Origin of the sequence: Furfurilactobacillus rossiae (assembly GCF_013394005.1) — a bacterium.
Classification (GTDB): domain Bacteria; phylum Bacillota; class Bacilli; order Lactobacillales; family Lactobacillaceae; genus Furfurilactobacillus; species Furfurilactobacillus rossiae.
Genome location: NZ_CP040586.1, coordinates 299,256 through 316,572, shown reverse-complemented (window position 1 = coordinate 316,572; position 17,317 = coordinate 299,256). Strand labels below are relative to the sequence as shown.

The window sequence follows — 17,317 nt, the reverse complement described above, 5'->3', positions numbered from 1 at the left end:
CACTTTGCATATTCATTCACAATACTTAGATGTCTTAAGATAACTATAGGGAACTAGCGCTAATCAAACGCTGTTAATCGGGGTGATTTAAATGAAGCTTGAGCCAACTCTTGCACAGTCAATCGTAGATAAGATGATGAAACAGATTCCTTACAATATCAATATGATGGACGAAACCGGCACCATCATTGCCAGTGGTGATAAAAAGCGGATTGGATCACTCCATCGCGGTGCCGTTGAAGCAATTAGCTCGGGCCAGTCATTACCAATGGCCGAATCATATGGTGAACACGGTCAACCTGGCGTCAATTCACCGGTTGTGTTTGACCACCAAATTATTGGTGTCATCGGAATTACCGGTGATCCGGAGAAAGTTACACCATTGGCATCTTTATTGAGCACTGCAACGGAACTGTTGATTTCCCAAGCGCAAACGGACGCCATTCGTCAGGAACACACCTCCCGTCTAAATCGTTTCCTGCACCAGTGGATTCAAACGAAAACCGTCATTTCTAAAAGTTCATCCTTGTACTTGGAAGCTGAGCAATTGGGCATCCAGGTTGAACAACCAAGAGTGGCCCTAGCCCTGCACGCCACACACCTGCCGCAAATCCCCATGGATACTGCGGATTACTTGCTTCAATTGAGTGACAACACTAGCCTAGTTTTAACTGCCTACGACACAACGATTAAACGGTTAACTAGTTTTGCCAAGGACAACCACATTGCCATTGGGATCGGCACCAAAACGAACCTTATTAAAACAACGGTCAATCAAGCGCTGCAAGTCATTGATATTCAAACAAAACTAGCCGATCCGAGCCTGATTTCGTTTGAACAGGTTCAGTTTATCAGCGCAATCGCCAACAGTAAATTGATTATTCCCGATACTCTTGAACGTCTGCGCAATGCCACCATTGACGGTGATCAGGGAGAACTGTTCAAAACACTGGATGCATTTATCGATGCTAACGGCAATTTAGTACACGCCGCCACTAACCTACACATTCACCGCAACACGCTTAGCTACCAGCTGAACAAAATTCATGAGGAGACGGGACTGAATCCACGGAACTTTAAGGATCTTGTGGAACTTTATATTGGCAGTTTACTGATTAAGCTGAATAGTTAGGGACACTATTTTCTTAAAATCAGCCTTAACTAATTAAGCGGATTAATATACTTTTGAACGCAAACAAAAAATAGCCCCAGCAATTCAAAACAAAATTGCCGGGGCTATTTTAAATCGATTTTCTCAATATCGATCAAAGCGCTCTTTAACAGCCTTTATTCATCTGACTATTTATACTTAGACACATTTTCTTTCGTAACCAAGTGAATTGGTGACGTTGTGTGCTTAGGTACTGACTTGCCTTGATAGTGTGCATAGGCAGCCTTGATGGCCAACTGTCCTTCAACTTCTGGTGACTGGGCAATAATACCAGAAATCTTGCCTTGCTTAACAGCAGTTAATCCTTGAGGTTCACCATCAATGGAAACAACAACTAGATCTGGATTGTTAATGGCTTTAACAGCCCCGAGTGCCATTTCATCATTTTGGGCAAACACACCTTGGATAGATGAGTGAGCCTGCAAAATGTTTTCCATAACGGAAAGTCCCTTAGCACGGTCAAAATCTGCACTTTGCTTCGTCACAATCTTCAGATTGTTCTTGGCAGCGGTATTGAATCCTTTACCACGTTGAATGGCAGCATCCGCACCAGGCGTTCCCTCAAGTTCAGCAACCTGACCGCCCTTTGGCACTTTACTCATCATGTATTGAGCAGCCATCTTACCGGCTTTAACGTTATCAGAAGCAACCGTCGTCAGTAGTTTCCCACCGTTAGACCCACGATCACAGGCGATAACTGGAATACCAGCGTTGTTTGCATCCTTAACAGCAGGAACAATGGCATCTGAGTCAACAGGGTTAATGATGATAACATCAACCTTCTTCTGAATCAGATCTTCAATGTCACTGGACTGTTTGGAACTATCATTTTGTGCATCAAACACTTCAGTTTTAGTGCCATTTTGTTTGGCAACACCATTAATCCCGTTACGAACTGAAATGAAGAACGGGTTACTCAATGTTGAGAGTGATACCCCAACCTTCAGCTTGTCCTTTGACTTCTTGGTAGTGTGCGTGCCACCGAATGTTGGCGGCGTTAATGAAACTGCTTTACACCCGGTTAAAATAATTGAACTCAATGCAAACAATGCAACTAGAACAAGTACATATCGTTTACCCTTTTTCATGAGTACCCCTCCCTAGGCTTTGGCCTGCTTACGATCGAGCAGGACAGCGACCAGGATCACGATCCCTTTAACGATCTGTTGATAGAAACTCGAAATTCCAAGTAAATTCATACCGTTGTTTAGAACCCCGATAATTAAGGCACCAATCAACGTTCCGAACATCTTACCTTTACCACCTGCTAGACTCGTTCCACCTAACACAACGGCGGCAATGGCATCCATTTCGTAGGCCACCCCTGCATCAGGCTGAGCAGATGCCAGACGTGACGTTAAGATCATCCCAGCAACCGCAGAAAGAAAACCTGCCAGAGTGTAGATCCAAATGATCATTTTATTGTTCTTAACACCAGCAACAAAAGCAGCCCGAGGGTTACCACCCAAGGCATAAGTCTTACGACCAAACGTTGTCCGGTGTAACAGAATAAACGCAAGGATATAGAACAATACCATGATGTAGACAGGGAATGGGATACCGAATAAGTAACCTTGACCAAAGAATTGGAAGCCAAAGTTATTGCTCATCTTGGCGCCTGTAATTGGGTTACCTTTAGTAAACACATACGTTGCACCACGAAAAATTGTTTGTGTCGCCAACGTTGCGATAAATGGTGCTGCTTTACCATACGCAATTAGGACACCATTCAATGCACCAAAGATACCACCGGTAACCATCCCAATCAGGAAGGCGATAAACGACGGTACACCCATCAATACTAACTGTGCGGTAAACGCACCACTTAACGCTAGAATCGATCCAACAGATAGGTCAATTCCACCAGTCAGGATAACAAATTCCATCCCAAAGGCAATTAACGCGTTAATGGAGACTTGGCGAAGTAAATTCAATAAGTTCAGTGGATCAAGAAACGAAAAATTCAAAATTGATACAAGCACAATTAGAACAATCAGGGCGACCAGCGGACCAAGTTTCGAATAAAAGTCGCCAAAGCTAAAGTGACGCTTTGTTTCTGTTTGGTTATCCATTAGTTTTCTCCTCCCGTTGCTAATGTCATAACACTCTCTTGGGTCGCGGTAGCAGTTGGCACAACCCCCATTAGCTTTCCTTCGTACAGTACGGCAATGTTATCTGAAAAACCGAGTACTTCATCAAGATCACTAGAAACCATGATGATGGCAGTTCCACGATCTGTTAGTTCGTTCATCAGATCATAGATTTCACGTTTAGCACCAACATCGACCCCACGAGTTGGCTCATCCAAAATTAGCACTTGCGATCCGGAACCAACCCACTTAGCCAAAACGACTTTCTGTTGGTTACCACCAGACAAACTGCCTGCTTCATCTTCAGCACTGTTTGCTTTGACGGTCAGTCGCTTCATCAGCAAGTTAACGAAATCCCTGTCAGCCTTACGATCAATCATGCCGTGCTTGACGAATCCCTCAATGCTTGGCAGATCGATGTTGTCAGCAATACTGTCGTCCAGAATAAGCCCTTCAGATTTGCGATCTTCAGTTAAAAATCCAATATTATCCTTGATAGCATCACTTGGATTTGAGATCTTGACTTGCTTTCCATTTACCGTGATTGTCCCTGAATCAAGTTTGTCAATTCCAAAAATGGCACGCATGACTTCCGTTCGACCTGCACCCATTAATCCAGAAAAGGCGAGGATTTCCCCAGAACGTACGCTGAAACTAATATCTTTAAAGACACCTTCACGCGTTAACTTGTTGGTTTCTAACATGACTTTGCCAAACTTGGGATGACGGTCAGGATAAAAGTCACCCATATCTCGGCCAACCATGTCGTGAACGATTTGTTTAACGTTGGTTCCCTTTGTGTTGTACGTGTTAATCGTTAGTCCATCACGCATAACAGTCACACGGTCGGAAATTTCAAAAAGTTCTTCCATTCTGTGTGAAATATAAATAATCCCCACACCCTGTGCTTTAAGTGACTTAATCACCTCAAACAACTTGCCAATTTCATTTTCTGTCAGGGCAGCCGTAGGTTCATCCATGATAATGATTTTGGCTTCTGTCATTAAAGACTTCGCAATTTCAATCATTTGCTGTTGTCCAACAGATAAATTGCCAATTGGCTGATTTAAGTCTAGTTTCACATCAAGCTTGGCCAGTGATTCCTGTGCAATCGCTTTCATTTTTGCGTTGTCGATAAAGCCAAACCGCGTCTTAATTTCCTTGTTTAAAAACATGTTGTCTAGAATCGGCATTTCACCAAAATTATTCATTTCTTGGTGAATAAAGCTAATGCCGTGCTGTTCCGCTTCCAACGCGCTAGCAAAATGTGTTTCTTTACCGTCAACTTTGATTGAACCACCGTTAGGCTCCAATAAGCCCGTCAAGATGTTCATCATTGTTGACTTGCCTGCACCGTTTTCTCCCATCAACGCATGGACCTCTCCGCCCTTAACGGAAAAGTTAACGTCTTTTAAAACGACGTTAGGACCAAACGCTTTAGAAATATGTTGCATGTCAATTTCCATCTGTGATTTTGCCTCCCCTAAAAGGTTACGCCACTCTCAAGAATAATATTTGAATACGGCGTCATTTCCCCTGTCCGTACAAATGCATGCGCCTTGCTAAGATCTGCCTTCATCTGATCGTGCGGAATGAATTGAATCTCAACGTTTGGTAATAATTCTTTAACCGCCGTTAGTTGTTTCGGATTTTGAGTCTTCATTTCTTCTGCCAGAAAAATCCGTTGTACTTGAAGTTCACTTAAGATGTTTTTCAGCACATCGATAAAACTTGGCAGGTTCTTAGTAACCGCCAAATCAATCTTCTCTGTCCCAGCAGGCACTGGCATTCCTGCATCGCCAACTGCCAGCGTATCAAAATGCCCCATTTGTGCAATAACACGCGATAAGTCTGAATTGATAACTGTTGTTTTCTTCATTTGAAACGTTGAACCACCCTTCGATTAATGTTTGTGAAAAAATCCAGTAAAACGATTTACGTGCTTCACTCGTATAGGATACCAATTTATGTAAGCGTTTACAACATTTCGTACTCAAATTTAGAAATTTTGTTTATACACTAGCAATCTAGACAAAAAAATCTTCCTAAATGATAGGACACAAGTGACCTATACATTTGGAAAGAAATAGTTAACCAAGCCTAATATCGAGATGTCATATTTTGGTAATTCACAATCTTTTAACCGAGTTACGTTCCTTCAAACTAACATCAACCATCTTAAGTTGTGGACTCAATTCCGGTGTGCTCAAGCGACTCATAATCATTTGACCGGCCCACACGCCCATGTCGTAAATCGGTTGATGAATTGTTGTTAATCGTGGCGTTACATAATCGTCTAAGTCAATGTCATCATATCCGATCACTGAAACATCCTCGGGCACGCGCACGTTTGCTTCCTGCAATCCCCGAATCAGCCCAATGGCCATTTCATCGTTAGTACTAAAGACGGCCGTTACCTTGGATTCGATAATATCAGCAGCGATTTGTCGACCACCCATTTTCGAAAGTACCGTCGGAAAAATCAACTGTGAGTCAAACGGAATCTGATTTTGCTCAAGTGTATGCCGATAACCTGCCAATCTTAATTTCACATTTTGTGAAGGCTGCTCTGGTATCACAACGGCAATTTTTCTGTGTCCAGCCTGAATCAAATGGGATGTGGCCAGTTCACCACCGTGCTCATCGTTCACAATTATTTGATCCCCGCCACTTATGGGATCAGCTTGGTCAAATAACAGATACGAAATGTGAATCGGTTGTAATAAGTCCTTAATTCCTTTATTCCCAATCGCCGATCCCGCAATGATGACACCATCAACGCCGCGCTCAATGAATGTTTTTAAATAATACCTTTCCAGGGTCTCATTGTGATCTGCCGACAAAATAATCGGCACGCACTCACTCTCATACATTGCACTTTGAATACCCCTCAGGAAAGTACTGAAAAAAGGGTTAACAAGATTAGGCACGATGATACCAACAGTCTTCATTGAGTGGTTAATCATACTTCTTGCATTAAAGTTTGGAACGTAGCCGAGTTTATCTCTCACGGCCATTACACGATCTCTGGTGGCTTTGGGAAATCGTTCTCCTTTACCATTCAATATTTGAGAAACAGCCGTAATTGATAGTTCTGCCGCTTCGGCCACATCTTTGATAGTTACTCGTTTACCCACAGTTGTCACCAAACTTTCATCACATGAAATGCCTATTAGTAAAACTTTTACCATATCATCATAACAAAAAGTAAGGAGATAACCATGTTTTTTATTATTTTTGTTTAAGTAAATCCCTTTATTTAAGGATTGGAAACGTTTGCTAAAGTCCATGAATTTTCAAACCAAAATAAAAGAGACAACCATTTTGGTTATCTCTTCTCTAGTTCAAATTGCCTCAGCAATAAATTATCACTTTAGGATTTCTCGAAAGGATCTAGCGGCTCCCTCAGCAAACATTGCGCTGCTTATTTTCCCACCAACAATAACTATCTCTGCGATACCTTGTTTCCTAAGTCTCTGAGCATTGTCTAAATCAATTCCGCCAGCTACAGCGATATGCTTCACTTTAGGATGTAATTGATGAAAATTAGCGACCATTTCGGGTGCGTCAATTTTCGTACCAAGATCATTATTGTGATGAACCAAATAAACGGCGTTATCGAAAGTATCAATTTTTGCGACTTGATTCTCAGGAACATCAGTCAAGTCAATCATCATGTGCTGAACCGCATTAGTTTCCTCATAACATAAAGCAATTGTCGCCGGAGACGCTGACCCCATGACCGTCAGATAATCGGCGCCATAATAAAAGCCGGAATGAAATTCATAGGCGCCTTCATCAACAGTCTTAATGTCATACAATACACGACTGTGACGAGCCAACTGTGCAAGTTTACTGACATCATTAAACCCAAAATCTTTAATCAGCGATGTGCCAAACTCAATGATATCGGCGACACCATTCAAACTTCGAACTAACTGCTCAGTTTCGGTTAACGACTTACGATCAATTGCGACCTGTAATTTCATTCCGACTTCCTCAGAAAGAGATCTTTCAATATTTACTTTAGTGATTACAAGAATGACTTGTATGGTAGATTAATCGGATGCGTATAACGATCCTTAAATCCACGATCATGATAATATTCCAGTTTATCTTGGTCGTCAGGATAAACAAATCGTCCACCCGGTAACCAAGAGAATGGATGGAATTTATAATCCAACCTCTCTTTACGCATTTCCCACAATGCTTCAACTTCACTCGGGTCTCCAAGCATGTTTGACCATACATCCCAATGTAGCGGAATGACAATTTTTGTATTTAAGTCTTCTGCAGTCCGTAGAACATCTACGGAAGTCATTTTGTCTTGGACACCGATTGGATTTTCTCCATATGCCACAATTGCGACATCGACGTCAAAGTCCTTACCATGTTTAGCAAAGTAAGATGAAAAGTGTGAATCGGCAGCATCGTATACGGTGCCTGCATCAGTTTTCAAAACATAATTAACGGCTCGAGCATCCATATCAGGCACCTGTTTATCATCAGGCAGATCTTTTTCGTCGGGATCAGTAATTAACACCGAGCGGTCAAAGGAATCTGTCACATCGATTTCAATGTCCTTTACTTTGATGACATCCCCGGGTTTAACGATACGACACCGGTCAGCCGGAACCCCCCAGTCAAGCCACTGATCAACAACATCTTTAGGCCCAATAAATGGAATTGGCTCCTTTACGTTTTGCAAAATGGCCGCAGCCACATTCATGTCAATGTGGTCATGGTGAAAATGCGTCACAAGATATGCGTCAAGATGATGAATTGCAAACGGATTAATGACCATTGGCTGAGCCCGTAAGTTAGGCTGAATTTTACGGCCACCGGTCAAACGGGACCACTGATGACGTGGCGACATGTCAGCCTTATCATGTGTTGTTTTACCAGTACCGCACCACAAATCAATGGCAACACTCGTCTGCTGATCAGACTTAAGCCAAATGCCCATATTAACTAACCACCACATTTCAAACTTGTTTTGTGGTACCTCAGTGCGATCAATTTCTTCGTTTAACCACGTTCCCCACTCTGGAAACACTTCATCTTTCCATGTTTGTTCTGTGACATCATTTACATTATCAACTGACATTTTCCCCACGTTCCTTACTTATTCTCTAATTCCGCCATTTTTGGATCTAAGTGGGCCTTAATATCGTTTTTGTCCACAAAGTTTGTCAAAACGATTGTTTTTTCTTTGTCCTCTTCAGGGAAATCTTCAAATAATTCCCGTGTTGTTACATAAATGTCAGCTGGAGCGCTCCGAATACTGCCTAAATCGACAGTGTCTACATCAACTTCATCCTTACCTTCTTCAGACAAAATACTCTCAATGTTCATTTTTGCAATAACACTTGATCCAACACCTAAACCACATACAGCAATAATTTTCATGATATTTCCTCCAAATTTCGTTTGCGTTTAAATTACAGAATAAAGCCAACAATCGCGGTGCGAATGAACTTTAGCAGGTACATAAGTGGCATCCAAACAAGAGCATAGTCGATGTTTGACCACGTCAACCCACTGCCGTACACAGCACCAGTAAGTGGATAGAACAGAATGACAGCGGCGGATGAAATCATCCCAGTAATAAATCCGGCCATAATGGCACCACGCCAACCACCAGCTTTATTACCAAATACCCCCATAACATTCCCGTCAAAGTACATAATGATTGGACTTGGGAACACGATAACAGGAGATTTGAAAATGATTGTGGCAAACGTGATTAAAATACAGCCAACGGTCGAACCAAGGAAACCAAACATCCCACCCATTGGTGAATAAGGGAAGATGGTTGGTGCATCCAAAGCTGGAATTGCACCAGGAAGGAATTTGTCAGAAATCCCTTTAAATGCTGGCACAATTGAACCAATAAACATCCGTACACCAGAAAGTAAGATAACAATCCCTGCCGTAAACGTGAATCCTTGTAGAATTAACCACATGATCCAGTTCGTAGCATCAGGACCTTTCCCTGCAAGTTGTTGGATGCCTGCAGGACCAACGGCTAATCCGATTCCAACAAAGATAATTGGCATTAAGAAGAACAGAACAATCGTATTGTCTCGGAACATTGAGGCCCATTTAGGCAACTTCATATTATCGGCATCCTGTTCAGGTTTGGAACTACCAAACCATTTACCAATAAAGTGAGCAACCAACGACCCAACCTGATCCATAAACCCTAGCGTGGACACATCATGCATCCATGGTCGTGAAATGATTCTTGGAATTGCAGGTGAATACGTGTAGTAGACCGCGTTCAAAACCGTCCCAACAACAATCGTCCAAAAACCGTTGGTATGTAATACAACTGGCAACGTAACATTCATAAACGCTGCGTGGTAAAGCATTAGATGGGCGGTTAAATAGGCGTTCTTAAAATTCTTTCCTGATGAAATTCTTACTAATACCAAATGGAGGAAGAATGCCAATAGGAAAGTGATAACAGTGTTCTTTGCAATGCTGCTAAAGCGAAGTACCACGCCAAAGACAGCATCATTAGTTGGTAGAACCCCTTTAACATGAAGTGTTGAGTTCAACTTTGTGACCACTGGCGATAGAGAAGTAATTAAAATTCCGGCACCAGAAGATAAAACGGTTAATCCAATAACAGTTTTAACTGTGCCATCAACAACCTGCGGAAACTTTTTGCGTTGGAGCAATAACCCAACCAACGCTACCAAGCCAAGAAAAATAGTTTCGTTACTCAAAACCTGATAAACCAAGAAATTAATCACTTGCATTACTGATCGCCCCCGTTGATCTGTTCAGCAATATGCTTTGCGTCTTCTCGTGTTTTCGCACAACGTAAAGTTTCTAAGTTTTGACTGTCATTCAAAAACATAACAATCTTTTGTAACAATGAAAGATGGGCCGTATCACTGGTAGAAGCAAGAATAACCACCAGATCAACTGGATCGTTGTCTTTGTTTCCAAACTTCACGGGTTCCGCCAATGTTGCAATTGCGAATCCTGTTTGATGCACAGCTTCTGACGGTCGTGCATGACCAAGCGCCAATCCTGGTGCAATCACAATGTAAGGGCCTAATTTTTTAACGGAATCAATCATTGCCGTAACGTAATCATTAGTGATCTTTTTACCATCTACTAATGGCTTGGCAGCAACCTGAATTGCTTCTTCCCAGTTTGATGCATGTACCTTTAACTGCACTTCATCAACAGAAAGCTTTGGATCGGTGTCCATAATTTTTACCTCCGTAATGTAAAATAACGTCATGAATTATCAACTAGAAATGATTGCTTTTTACATTTACTATTATAGTCGAAACCGCTTTCATTGCAAGCTAGAAAATTTTAAATTGTCATGTTATCGTTATGTCACACTACAAATCATTAGTTTTACGAATTAAGGAAGATAAAAACAAATGGAATTAAATATCTTTGATCGGATTAAAGACATCTACCCGTCCCTTGGACGCAGTAGCAAGAGCATCGCAGACTATTTTCTCGCCAACCAAACTAACGCTTCCTCCAAAACCGTTACTGAACTAGCTGGGGACTGCCATGTTTCTGTCGCCACAATTTCGCGTTTTGCAAAACAATTAGGTTACACTAATTACTCACAGCTTAAATGGGCACTTTCAAATCAAATGAGTAAAAGCGCACCCACCATTCAAGAAGTTGCTGACACTGACACGCCAAAGATGGTTGCTAAAAAAACACTCGATGCAAACATCGAAACCCTAAATGGCACATTTGATTTAATGGACGAAAAGGATTTGGAAAAAGCCGTAAATCTCATCGTCCACGCTAAAAAATTGGAATTCTTTGGTCTAGGTGGATCAAACATTGTGGCTCTTGACGCCTATCACAAATTTCTACGAGTACCCTTAAACGTTCTGCATGATACCGAATACCATTTGGCCTTAATGCAAGCCTCTCGAATGTCTGATTCTGACTGTGCGGTTGTAATTTCGCACACTGGAAATGATACGGACACGCTTGAAATCGCTGAGGCCTTAAAATCTAAACATGTGCCAATAATCGTTATCACAAGTTTTCCAAATTCACCTTTAGCTGAATACGGGAATGTAGACTTCTTCTCCATCTCTGAAGATTCTCGGTACCGTTCTGAGGCACTGCTATCACTAACCTCTCAATTGGCAATCAACGATTGCTTGTATATGCTAACGGCACAATATTTTGGCAAATCTGCAGAAACAGTTCTTGATGAAATTCGCTCGACTATTTCGAAAAAACATCCTGCGTAATTACATCAAAGTCTTTTTTTACCAAAACGACATTTACAATACCCATATAAAAGAAAGGTCAATCACAGAAATTTGTGATTGACCTTTCTTTTGCCGTCTTCATTGACGATAGTAAAGACTTTTACTATTTTGAATCCTCTTTATAAGATTTATCATATTTAGATCTGAAATATTTTTCAATTTCTTCAAGGGGTACCCCCTTTGTTTCAGGAACCCTTATATGAACAAACACTATTCCTAAAACACAGCATGCAGCGAATATATAAAAGGTATATGACATATTCCAATCCAGTAGTACTGGGGATAATAACCCAACAACGAAATTACCAATCCAAAGTATAAAAATGGTAATTCCAGTTCCAATACCACGGAACCTCTGTGGAAAGATTTCCGAATTAATCAACCAAGTAACAGGACCTAAAGTACCTTGGAAGAAAATAATGTAAATGTAAACAAGGATAACGATAGTGATACCTGCCCAGCTTGCGTTTGGCACTGTCGAGTGAATAATCCCGGCGATGACTAGCGTAGTTGCACAAATGACTAGTCCAGAATACTCCAATTTTTTACGACCCAGCCAGTCAATTGTGAACATTCCTAGAACCGCACCAACAACAGACAGTAGTCCATTACCGGTATTCAAAATGGCAGCAACCGTTGGATTAAATCCTGAATCTTGAATAATCTTGCCACCGTAATACATTATGGAGTTAATGCCTGCAAATTGCTGAATAATACCTAACATAGCCCCAGTGATAAGGATTTGTAGCACCCAGCGTGTCTGGAATAATTCTTTAAAGCTGGCCTGTTCGGCAGCTTCTTCCTTGTCAGCCTTGTCCTTGGCTTCAATTTCAGCCATTTCAGATGGTACTGATGCAGCAGAACGAATCTTCTTCAACACTTCAAGTGCCTTTGAGTTTTTGTTTTGCGATACTAACCATCTGGGTGATTCAGGCACAAGATACATCCCCAACCACAAAATAATTCCAGGAATGGTTCCAAGTCCAAGCATCCACCGCCAGATTGCAGCATTGCCTGCACCAAGTGGCGTCAAAGCAGCATTAACACCAAATGCAATAAACTGTCCAGAAACAATCATAACTTGAGCAGTCGTGACCATTTTACCTCGAAATTCAGATGGCGCGATTTCGGCAATATAAACAGGTACATTTGCAGAGGCCGAGCCAACTGCTAGACCCAGTAAAAATCTAAATATAATCAGCACAACAATACTGGTCGAGAAAGCACAACCAAGTGCACCAACCGCGAAGATGATTCCCAAGATGGTTAGAATTCGTTTACGGCCAATTTTATCGGCTAATGGTCCACCAAAGATTGCACCAAATGCTGCACCTAAGGTTAATCCTGAAGAAACAATCCCTTGTTGAAAGGATGTTAAATCAAGTTGTTGGGCTTTGGCCATGAACTGTAGAGACCCATTGACAATCCCGGTATCATATCCAAAAAGGAGTGAACCCATCGCAGAGATGAATGTAGCAGCCCATAAAAAGCCAACATGTGATTTTTGATCCTGACTTTGATCCATTATCGAGTCTTCTTTCTTATAGTAGGTTTAGATCATCCCTTTGGAATGTTGACCAGTTTTCCAGTATTAGCAGATTCCTGGCATGCTTTGGCAATCTTCAAAGCCCGTATGCCATCTTCTACCGTTACCTCGGGCTGTTCACCTTTAGCAATATTGCTAATAAAGTCTTGAACTTCATCCAGAAAGGCTTCATCGAAGCGGGCTCCAAAGCTTTGCAAAGATGGCTTAGATACACCATTTTCACTAAAAACCGTAACCCGATTAAGATCTGGATGTTCACCGACACGAAGCCAACCGTTAGAGCCCATCACTTCCAGTTCAACCTGATTGCCATGTGCGGCATGACGGCCACCAATTAAAGTGGCAATAACACCACCGTCCATCTTCAACTGAGCAACCCCAGTTTCAAATTCTCCAATATCCGCTAAATCAGGAGCGGCAATATTACTAGTTAATCCATATGCTTCGACTGGTTCCTGATGTGTAAACCATCGAATTAAATCAACATCGTGAATATTCATATCCACGAAAATACCGCCAGAGTCGGCCTCAGATGCAAATTTCTTGAAGCTTTCCATTCCGGATATTGGATCAATTCCGTAACCACGCATATAAATGATTTTGCCAATCTTGCCTTCATCAACTATCTTCTTTGCGTACTGATATGACTTGTCATAGCGGCGCATAAATCCACTTTGAAAAATCTGCTTAGGGTGTTGGTGAATGGTATCTGCCATTTTTTGAACTTCTTCAAGATCAAGTCCAAGTGGTTTTTCACAAAATACATGCAATCCCGCATTCATAGCATAAGTTGTCATTTCTGGATGGAATGGTGTCGGTGCAACGATAACAACAGCGTCTAAACTAGACTGATCAATCATTTCTTTATAGTCGAGAAATGTTTTTTCAATCCCAAGTTCAGCATGTGCCCACTGCAATTGATCTTTATCAAGGGCACATGCTGCAACAACATCAACACCTTGAATCTTCTCAGTTAAGTGACGTGCGTGCCTTGAACCTAAACGACCTAAACCAATAATTCCAACGCGAACTGGCTTTACCTGTTTTGCCATGGTTAATTCCTCCAAGAATTAATAACCTTAATTTTCAGCGTATAATGCTGGTGCTTCTGGGAAACTCAAATCTTGGGTAGCACCTTTATCGTTCAATGAAGTGATGGCAGCATCCGCAGTAACTGCAGCAATGTAACCATCCCATGCAGATGGACCAACTGGTGATTCTTCTTGTGAAACATGATCGATGAAGTCACGGAATTCGATATCGTAAGCACTTTCGAAACGAGCCTTCCAGTCTGTCAAAATGGCAGTGCTGTATTCAGCATTCAAACGAGTAGCAACTTGTGGTACCGTTGGCAATTCCAGAACCCCTTCTTCACCAATAACATCACATTTGATATCGTAACCGTACTGACAACGAACAAAGACTTCAATAATGATGTTAATGCCAGTCTTAGTTTCCATCATGACAATCATTGGGTCTTGAATCTTAGCATTTTGAACGTACTTAGTTTGCTTTGGACTAAAGACACGAATATTTGCATAGTCATCATTGATTAACCAGTGATCCAAATCAATTTCGTGAATTGCTGTTTCAATAATTGACCGACTTGAATCATATTCTTCCGGCTGAGTTTGGTTATAATGACGTTCGTCAATCATTAATGGCGCGCCAATTTTACCCTCATCAATCATTTGTTTCATTTGTACATATTCAGGTGCGTAGTGGCGCATGAATCCAACCTGCAACATCCGTTTGCCATATTTCTTTTCTTCGGCAATGATATCCAAACACTGTTTTGCATCTAAGGCCAATGGCTTTTCACAGAATGTGAACTTACCGGCTTTTAAAGCTGCCATTACGATTTCGTAGTGGGCTTCGTTATTCGCAGTACATACAACAACGTCAACATCTGGGTCGTTAACCAAATCATGATAATCCAAATAGTCATGAGCAGTTAACCCCTGTCGATCCAATTCTTTCTGTGCTTTGCCGGGTACAATATCACAAACAGCAGTGACATCCACGTTAGCAATAGTTTTCGTCAAACGGTGTAAGTGATCTGATCCAATAAAACCAATACCAACAATCCCTACTTTGGTAACATGTGTTTCAGCCATGATGTAGTCTCCTATTTTTTTAATTGATTTAGTTAAATTGAGAAATTAAATTATTATCAATGTATTTGCGAGCAATTTGAGCCATTTCTAGCGGATTAGCCTTGTCAGGATCCTGTTCAGCTTCAACAACAATCCAGCCCTTGTAGTTGTTTTCGACCAATTTCTTAAATACAGGCTTGAAATCCAAATCGCCATCACCAGGTACTGTGAACATCCCGTTCAAAAAGGCCTGCTGGAAAGTGAGTCCTTTTGCGCGTGAATCATCTTCTTGCTTTTTACGAACATCCTTGAAATGAACATGAACAACTCGATCAATATGGTCGTTTAATAGGCTCATGTAGTCTCCATCAGAAACATAAATATGTCCTGTATCGAAAAGCAGACCGACCTTGTCTGGATCCGTGTTCGCCATCAAGCGATCTGTTTCTTCTTTCGTTTGAATGCCAGTTCCCATGTGGTGATGATAGGCAACCTTAATCCCATACTTGGCAGCAATTTCACCGTAATGGTTTAACCCTTGGCAAACTTCATCCCATTCTTTATCTGTAAAATGTGGTTTGTCCGTGAAAATATTAGCTGTATCAGATCTTTGAATCGTATACGTTTGTTCAGAGACAACAGCAACTGGGGCATTAACCGCTTTCAAAAATTGACAGTGTTTTTCAAAGGCTTCACTCGCCTTTTCAATACCGTCACGAATGATATAACTACTGAACCACTGACCGGCAATGTGTAGATTGCGTAATTTAAGTTCGTAGTTCAACTTTTCTGGTGCTGGGAAGAAGCCACCCACTTCGGTGCCATCAAACCCTGCGACAACAATGTCGCTTAATAATTGCTGAAGATTGTTTTCTTTTCCGATTGATGGAATATCATCATTCCGCCAACCAATAGGAGCAATGCCCCACTTAATGTCATTTTTAACATCTGATGCCATAACTATTGCCTCCGTTTTATATGTCTTGAACTGAAACAACTGCGCCTGTATCTAATGACTTCTTTGCTGCTTGAGCTAATCGAATTGCACGAATGCCATCTTCAAATGTGCATTGGACTTCATGTTCTCCGCGAACCGCGCCAAAGAATGACTCAAGTTCTCTTTTGTATGCGTCCATATAACGCTGCAGGAAGAAAAACATTGGTTTATCACCTTCGACGTTATCCTTTGACGAATAAGTCGTCGTCGAATCTATCACATTATCGGCGTGTGCCATGCCCTTTGAGCCAAACAATTCAATGCGTTGATCATATCCGTAAACAGCCTGTCGACTATTATCGATCACGCCCATCATGCCATTCTTAAACATTAACGTAATGATGGCAGTGTCAATGTCTCCGGCCTTGCCAATCTCGTCATTAATCATGACGTTGCCAGTTACAAACACGCGATCAACTTCTTCGCCAGTGATGAATCGTGCTATGTCAAAGTCATGAATCGTCATGTCCATGAAAATACCGCCAGAGTGACGAACATAATCCATCGAAGGTGGTTCCGGATCACGAGAAGTAATCTTTAATACCTGCTCATTTCCAAGACTGCCGTCTCTTCTATAATCGACTATCCGATCAAAATTTTTATCAAACCGACGATTAAATCCGACTTCGAATTTAACGCCGGCTTTTTTGACAGCATCTAATGCTTTTAAAATTTCAGCATCGTCAAATCCGACCGGCTTTTCACAAAAAATATCTTTACCCGCCTTAGCTGCATCAATAGTCATTTGTGGATGTAAATCCGTGGGTGTACATATCAAGACCGCTTGAATATCAGAATCATCTAATACTTCGTGATAATCCTTGACCACCTTTTTCACCGAATATTTTTCGACCCAGTCATCCTTAGCAACAATGTCGCAAATTGATTTAATTTCGACATTGTCAATCTGCTTTAAATTTTTGAAATGAACATTTCCAATACGACCCATACCGATAATTCCAATTGTGATTTTTTTGTCATTGTTCATGTGAATACCTCCTTTCATGTTATGGTATGAAGCATTTTGTAACTGAGCAAATGCTTGTGAAAATATATTTAGCTATACCGTTTACGCATCGTTTTATGGTTCTCAGCTACCAGCTTCATCTGACGTCATAATAGCATGATAAAGGCTTTTGTC

17 protein-coding genes are annotated in these 17,317 nt (G+C 41.4%); 2 read left to right on the top strand and 15 right to left on the bottom strand.

Translation table 11 applies throughout. The features are described from left to right. Positions 1–91: 91 nt before the first annotated feature. Entirely contained in the window at positions 92–1,132 is a 1,041-nt protein-coding gene (locus LROSL1_RS01530; protein WP_178913492.1) for a CdaR family transcriptional regulator, read from the top strand. A gap of 167 nt (positions 1,133–1,299) precedes the next feature. Here LROSL1_RS01530 and LROSL1_RS01525 read toward each other — a convergent pair whose 3' ends face one another. The 10 genes from LROSL1_RS01525 to LROSL1_RS01480 all read right to left on the bottom strand — a co-directional run bounded on the left by LROSL1_RS01525 (position 1,300) and on the right by LROSL1_RS01480 (position 10,489). Further along, positions 1,300–2,259, bottom strand: coding sequence for a substrate-binding domain-containing protein (locus tag LROSL1_RS01525; protein ID WP_161003918.1), 960 nt, complete (start codon positions 2,257–2,259; stop codon positions 1,300–1,302). Between the two features lie 12 nt (positions 2,260–2,271). Continuing rightward, positions 2,272–3,243 carry an ABC transporter permease subunit gene (locus LROSL1_RS01520; RefSeq protein ID WP_017260718.1) on the bottom strand — a complete coding sequence of 324 codons (972 nt, stop codon included), beginning with the start codon at positions 3,241–3,243 and terminating at the stop codon, positions 2,272–2,274. Continuing rightward, positions 3,243–4,727: a sugar ABC transporter ATP-binding protein gene (locus tag LROSL1_RS01515; RefSeq protein ID WP_178913491.1), complete on the bottom strand. Its 1,485-nt coding sequence runs from the start codon at positions 4,725–4,727 to the stop codon at positions 3,243–3,245. Before LROSL1_RS01515 ends, LROSL1_RS01520 begins: the two co-directional genes overlap by 1 nt. 17 nt (positions 4,728–4,744) lie before the next feature. Next, positions 4,745–5,140, bottom strand: a complete 396-nt coding sequence (gene rbsD / locus LROSL1_RS01510; RefSeq protein ID WP_017260716.1) for a D-ribose pyranase — start codon at positions 5,138–5,140, stop codon at positions 4,745–4,747. A gap of 250 nt (positions 5,141–5,390) precedes the next feature. Further along, entirely contained in the window at positions 5,391–6,398 is a 1,008-nt protein-coding gene (gene rbsR / locus LROSL1_RS01505) for a ribose utilization transcriptional repressor RbsR (RefSeq protein ID WP_225440545.1), read from the bottom strand. Positions 6,399–6,629: 231 nt separating this feature from the next. Continuing rightward, positions 6,630–7,250, bottom strand: coding sequence for an orotidine 5'-phosphate decarboxylase / HUMPS family protein (locus LROSL1_RS01500; protein WP_178913489.1), 621 nt, complete (start codon positions 7,248–7,250; stop codon positions 6,630–6,632). A gap of 44 nt (positions 7,251–7,294) precedes the next feature. After that, the gene (gene ulaG / locus LROSL1_RS01495) at positions 7,295–8,368 is read right to left on the bottom strand and encodes an L-ascorbate 6-phosphate lactonase (protein ID WP_017260712.1); all 1,074 of its coding nucleotides are present in this window, start codon (positions 8,366–8,368) and stop codon (positions 7,295–7,297) included. 14 nt (positions 8,369–8,382) lie between these two features. Further along, complete coding sequence (locus tag LROSL1_RS01490; RefSeq protein WP_017260711.1) at positions 8,383–8,670, bottom strand: PTS sugar transporter subunit IIB; 288 nt, start codon at positions 8,668–8,670, stop codon at positions 8,383–8,385. Positions 8,671–8,702: 32 nt separating this feature from the next. Then, a complete protein-coding gene (locus LROSL1_RS01485; RefSeq protein ID WP_017260710.1) occupies positions 8,703–10,028 on the bottom strand; it encodes a PTS ascorbate transporter subunit IIC in 1,326 nt (441 codons plus the stop codon). Then, the gene (locus tag LROSL1_RS01480) at positions 10,028–10,489 is read right to left on the bottom strand and encodes a PTS sugar transporter subunit IIA (RefSeq protein WP_178913488.1); all 462 of its coding nucleotides are present in this window, start codon (positions 10,487–10,489) and stop codon (positions 10,028–10,030) included. The genes LROSL1_RS01485 and LROSL1_RS01480 overlap by 1 nt, the downstream gene beginning before the upstream one ends. Positions 10,490–10,670: 181 nt before the next feature. Between LROSL1_RS01480 and LROSL1_RS01475 the strand changes: the two genes are divergently transcribed. After that, positions 10,671–11,516: a MurR/RpiR family transcriptional regulator gene (locus LROSL1_RS01475; protein WP_178913487.1), complete on the top strand. Its 846-nt coding sequence runs from the start codon at positions 10,671–10,673 to the stop codon at positions 11,514–11,516. 124 nt (positions 11,517–11,640) lie between these two features. Here LROSL1_RS01475 and LROSL1_RS01470 read toward each other — a convergent pair whose 3' ends face one another. Genes LROSL1_RS01470 through iolG form a run of 5 tightly spaced genes read right to left on the bottom strand, consistent with a single transcriptional unit; the run spans position 11,641 to position 17,164 of the window. Next, positions 11,641–13,062, bottom strand: a complete 1,422-nt coding sequence (locus tag LROSL1_RS01470) for a sugar porter family MFS transporter (RefSeq protein ID WP_178913486.1) — start codon at positions 13,060–13,062, stop codon at positions 11,641–11,643. Positions 13,063–13,094: 32 nt separating this feature from the next. Continuing rightward, positions 13,095–14,135, bottom strand: a complete 1,041-nt coding sequence (locus tag LROSL1_RS01465; RefSeq protein ID WP_178913485.1) for a Gfo/Idh/MocA family oxidoreductase — start codon at positions 14,133–14,135, stop codon at positions 13,095–13,097. A gap of 27 nt (positions 14,136–14,162) precedes the next feature. Beyond that, positions 14,163–15,200: a Gfo/Idh/MocA family protein gene (locus LROSL1_RS01460; protein ID WP_178913484.1), complete on the bottom strand. Its 1,038-nt coding sequence runs from the start codon at positions 15,198–15,200 to the stop codon at positions 14,163–14,165. Between the two features lie 28 nt (positions 15,201–15,228). Then, positions 15,229–16,137, bottom strand: a complete 909-nt coding sequence (gene iolE / locus LROSL1_RS01455) for a myo-inosose-2 dehydratase (protein ID WP_017260704.1) — start codon at positions 16,135–16,137, stop codon at positions 15,229–15,231. 16 nt (positions 16,138–16,153) lie between these two features. Then, positions 16,154–17,164 carry an inositol 2-dehydrogenase gene (gene iolG / locus LROSL1_RS01450; RefSeq protein WP_178913483.1) on the bottom strand — a complete coding sequence of 337 codons (1,011 nt, stop codon included), beginning with the start codon at positions 17,162–17,164 and terminating at the stop codon, positions 16,154–16,156. Between the last annotated feature and the right edge of the window lie 153 nt (positions 17,165–17,317).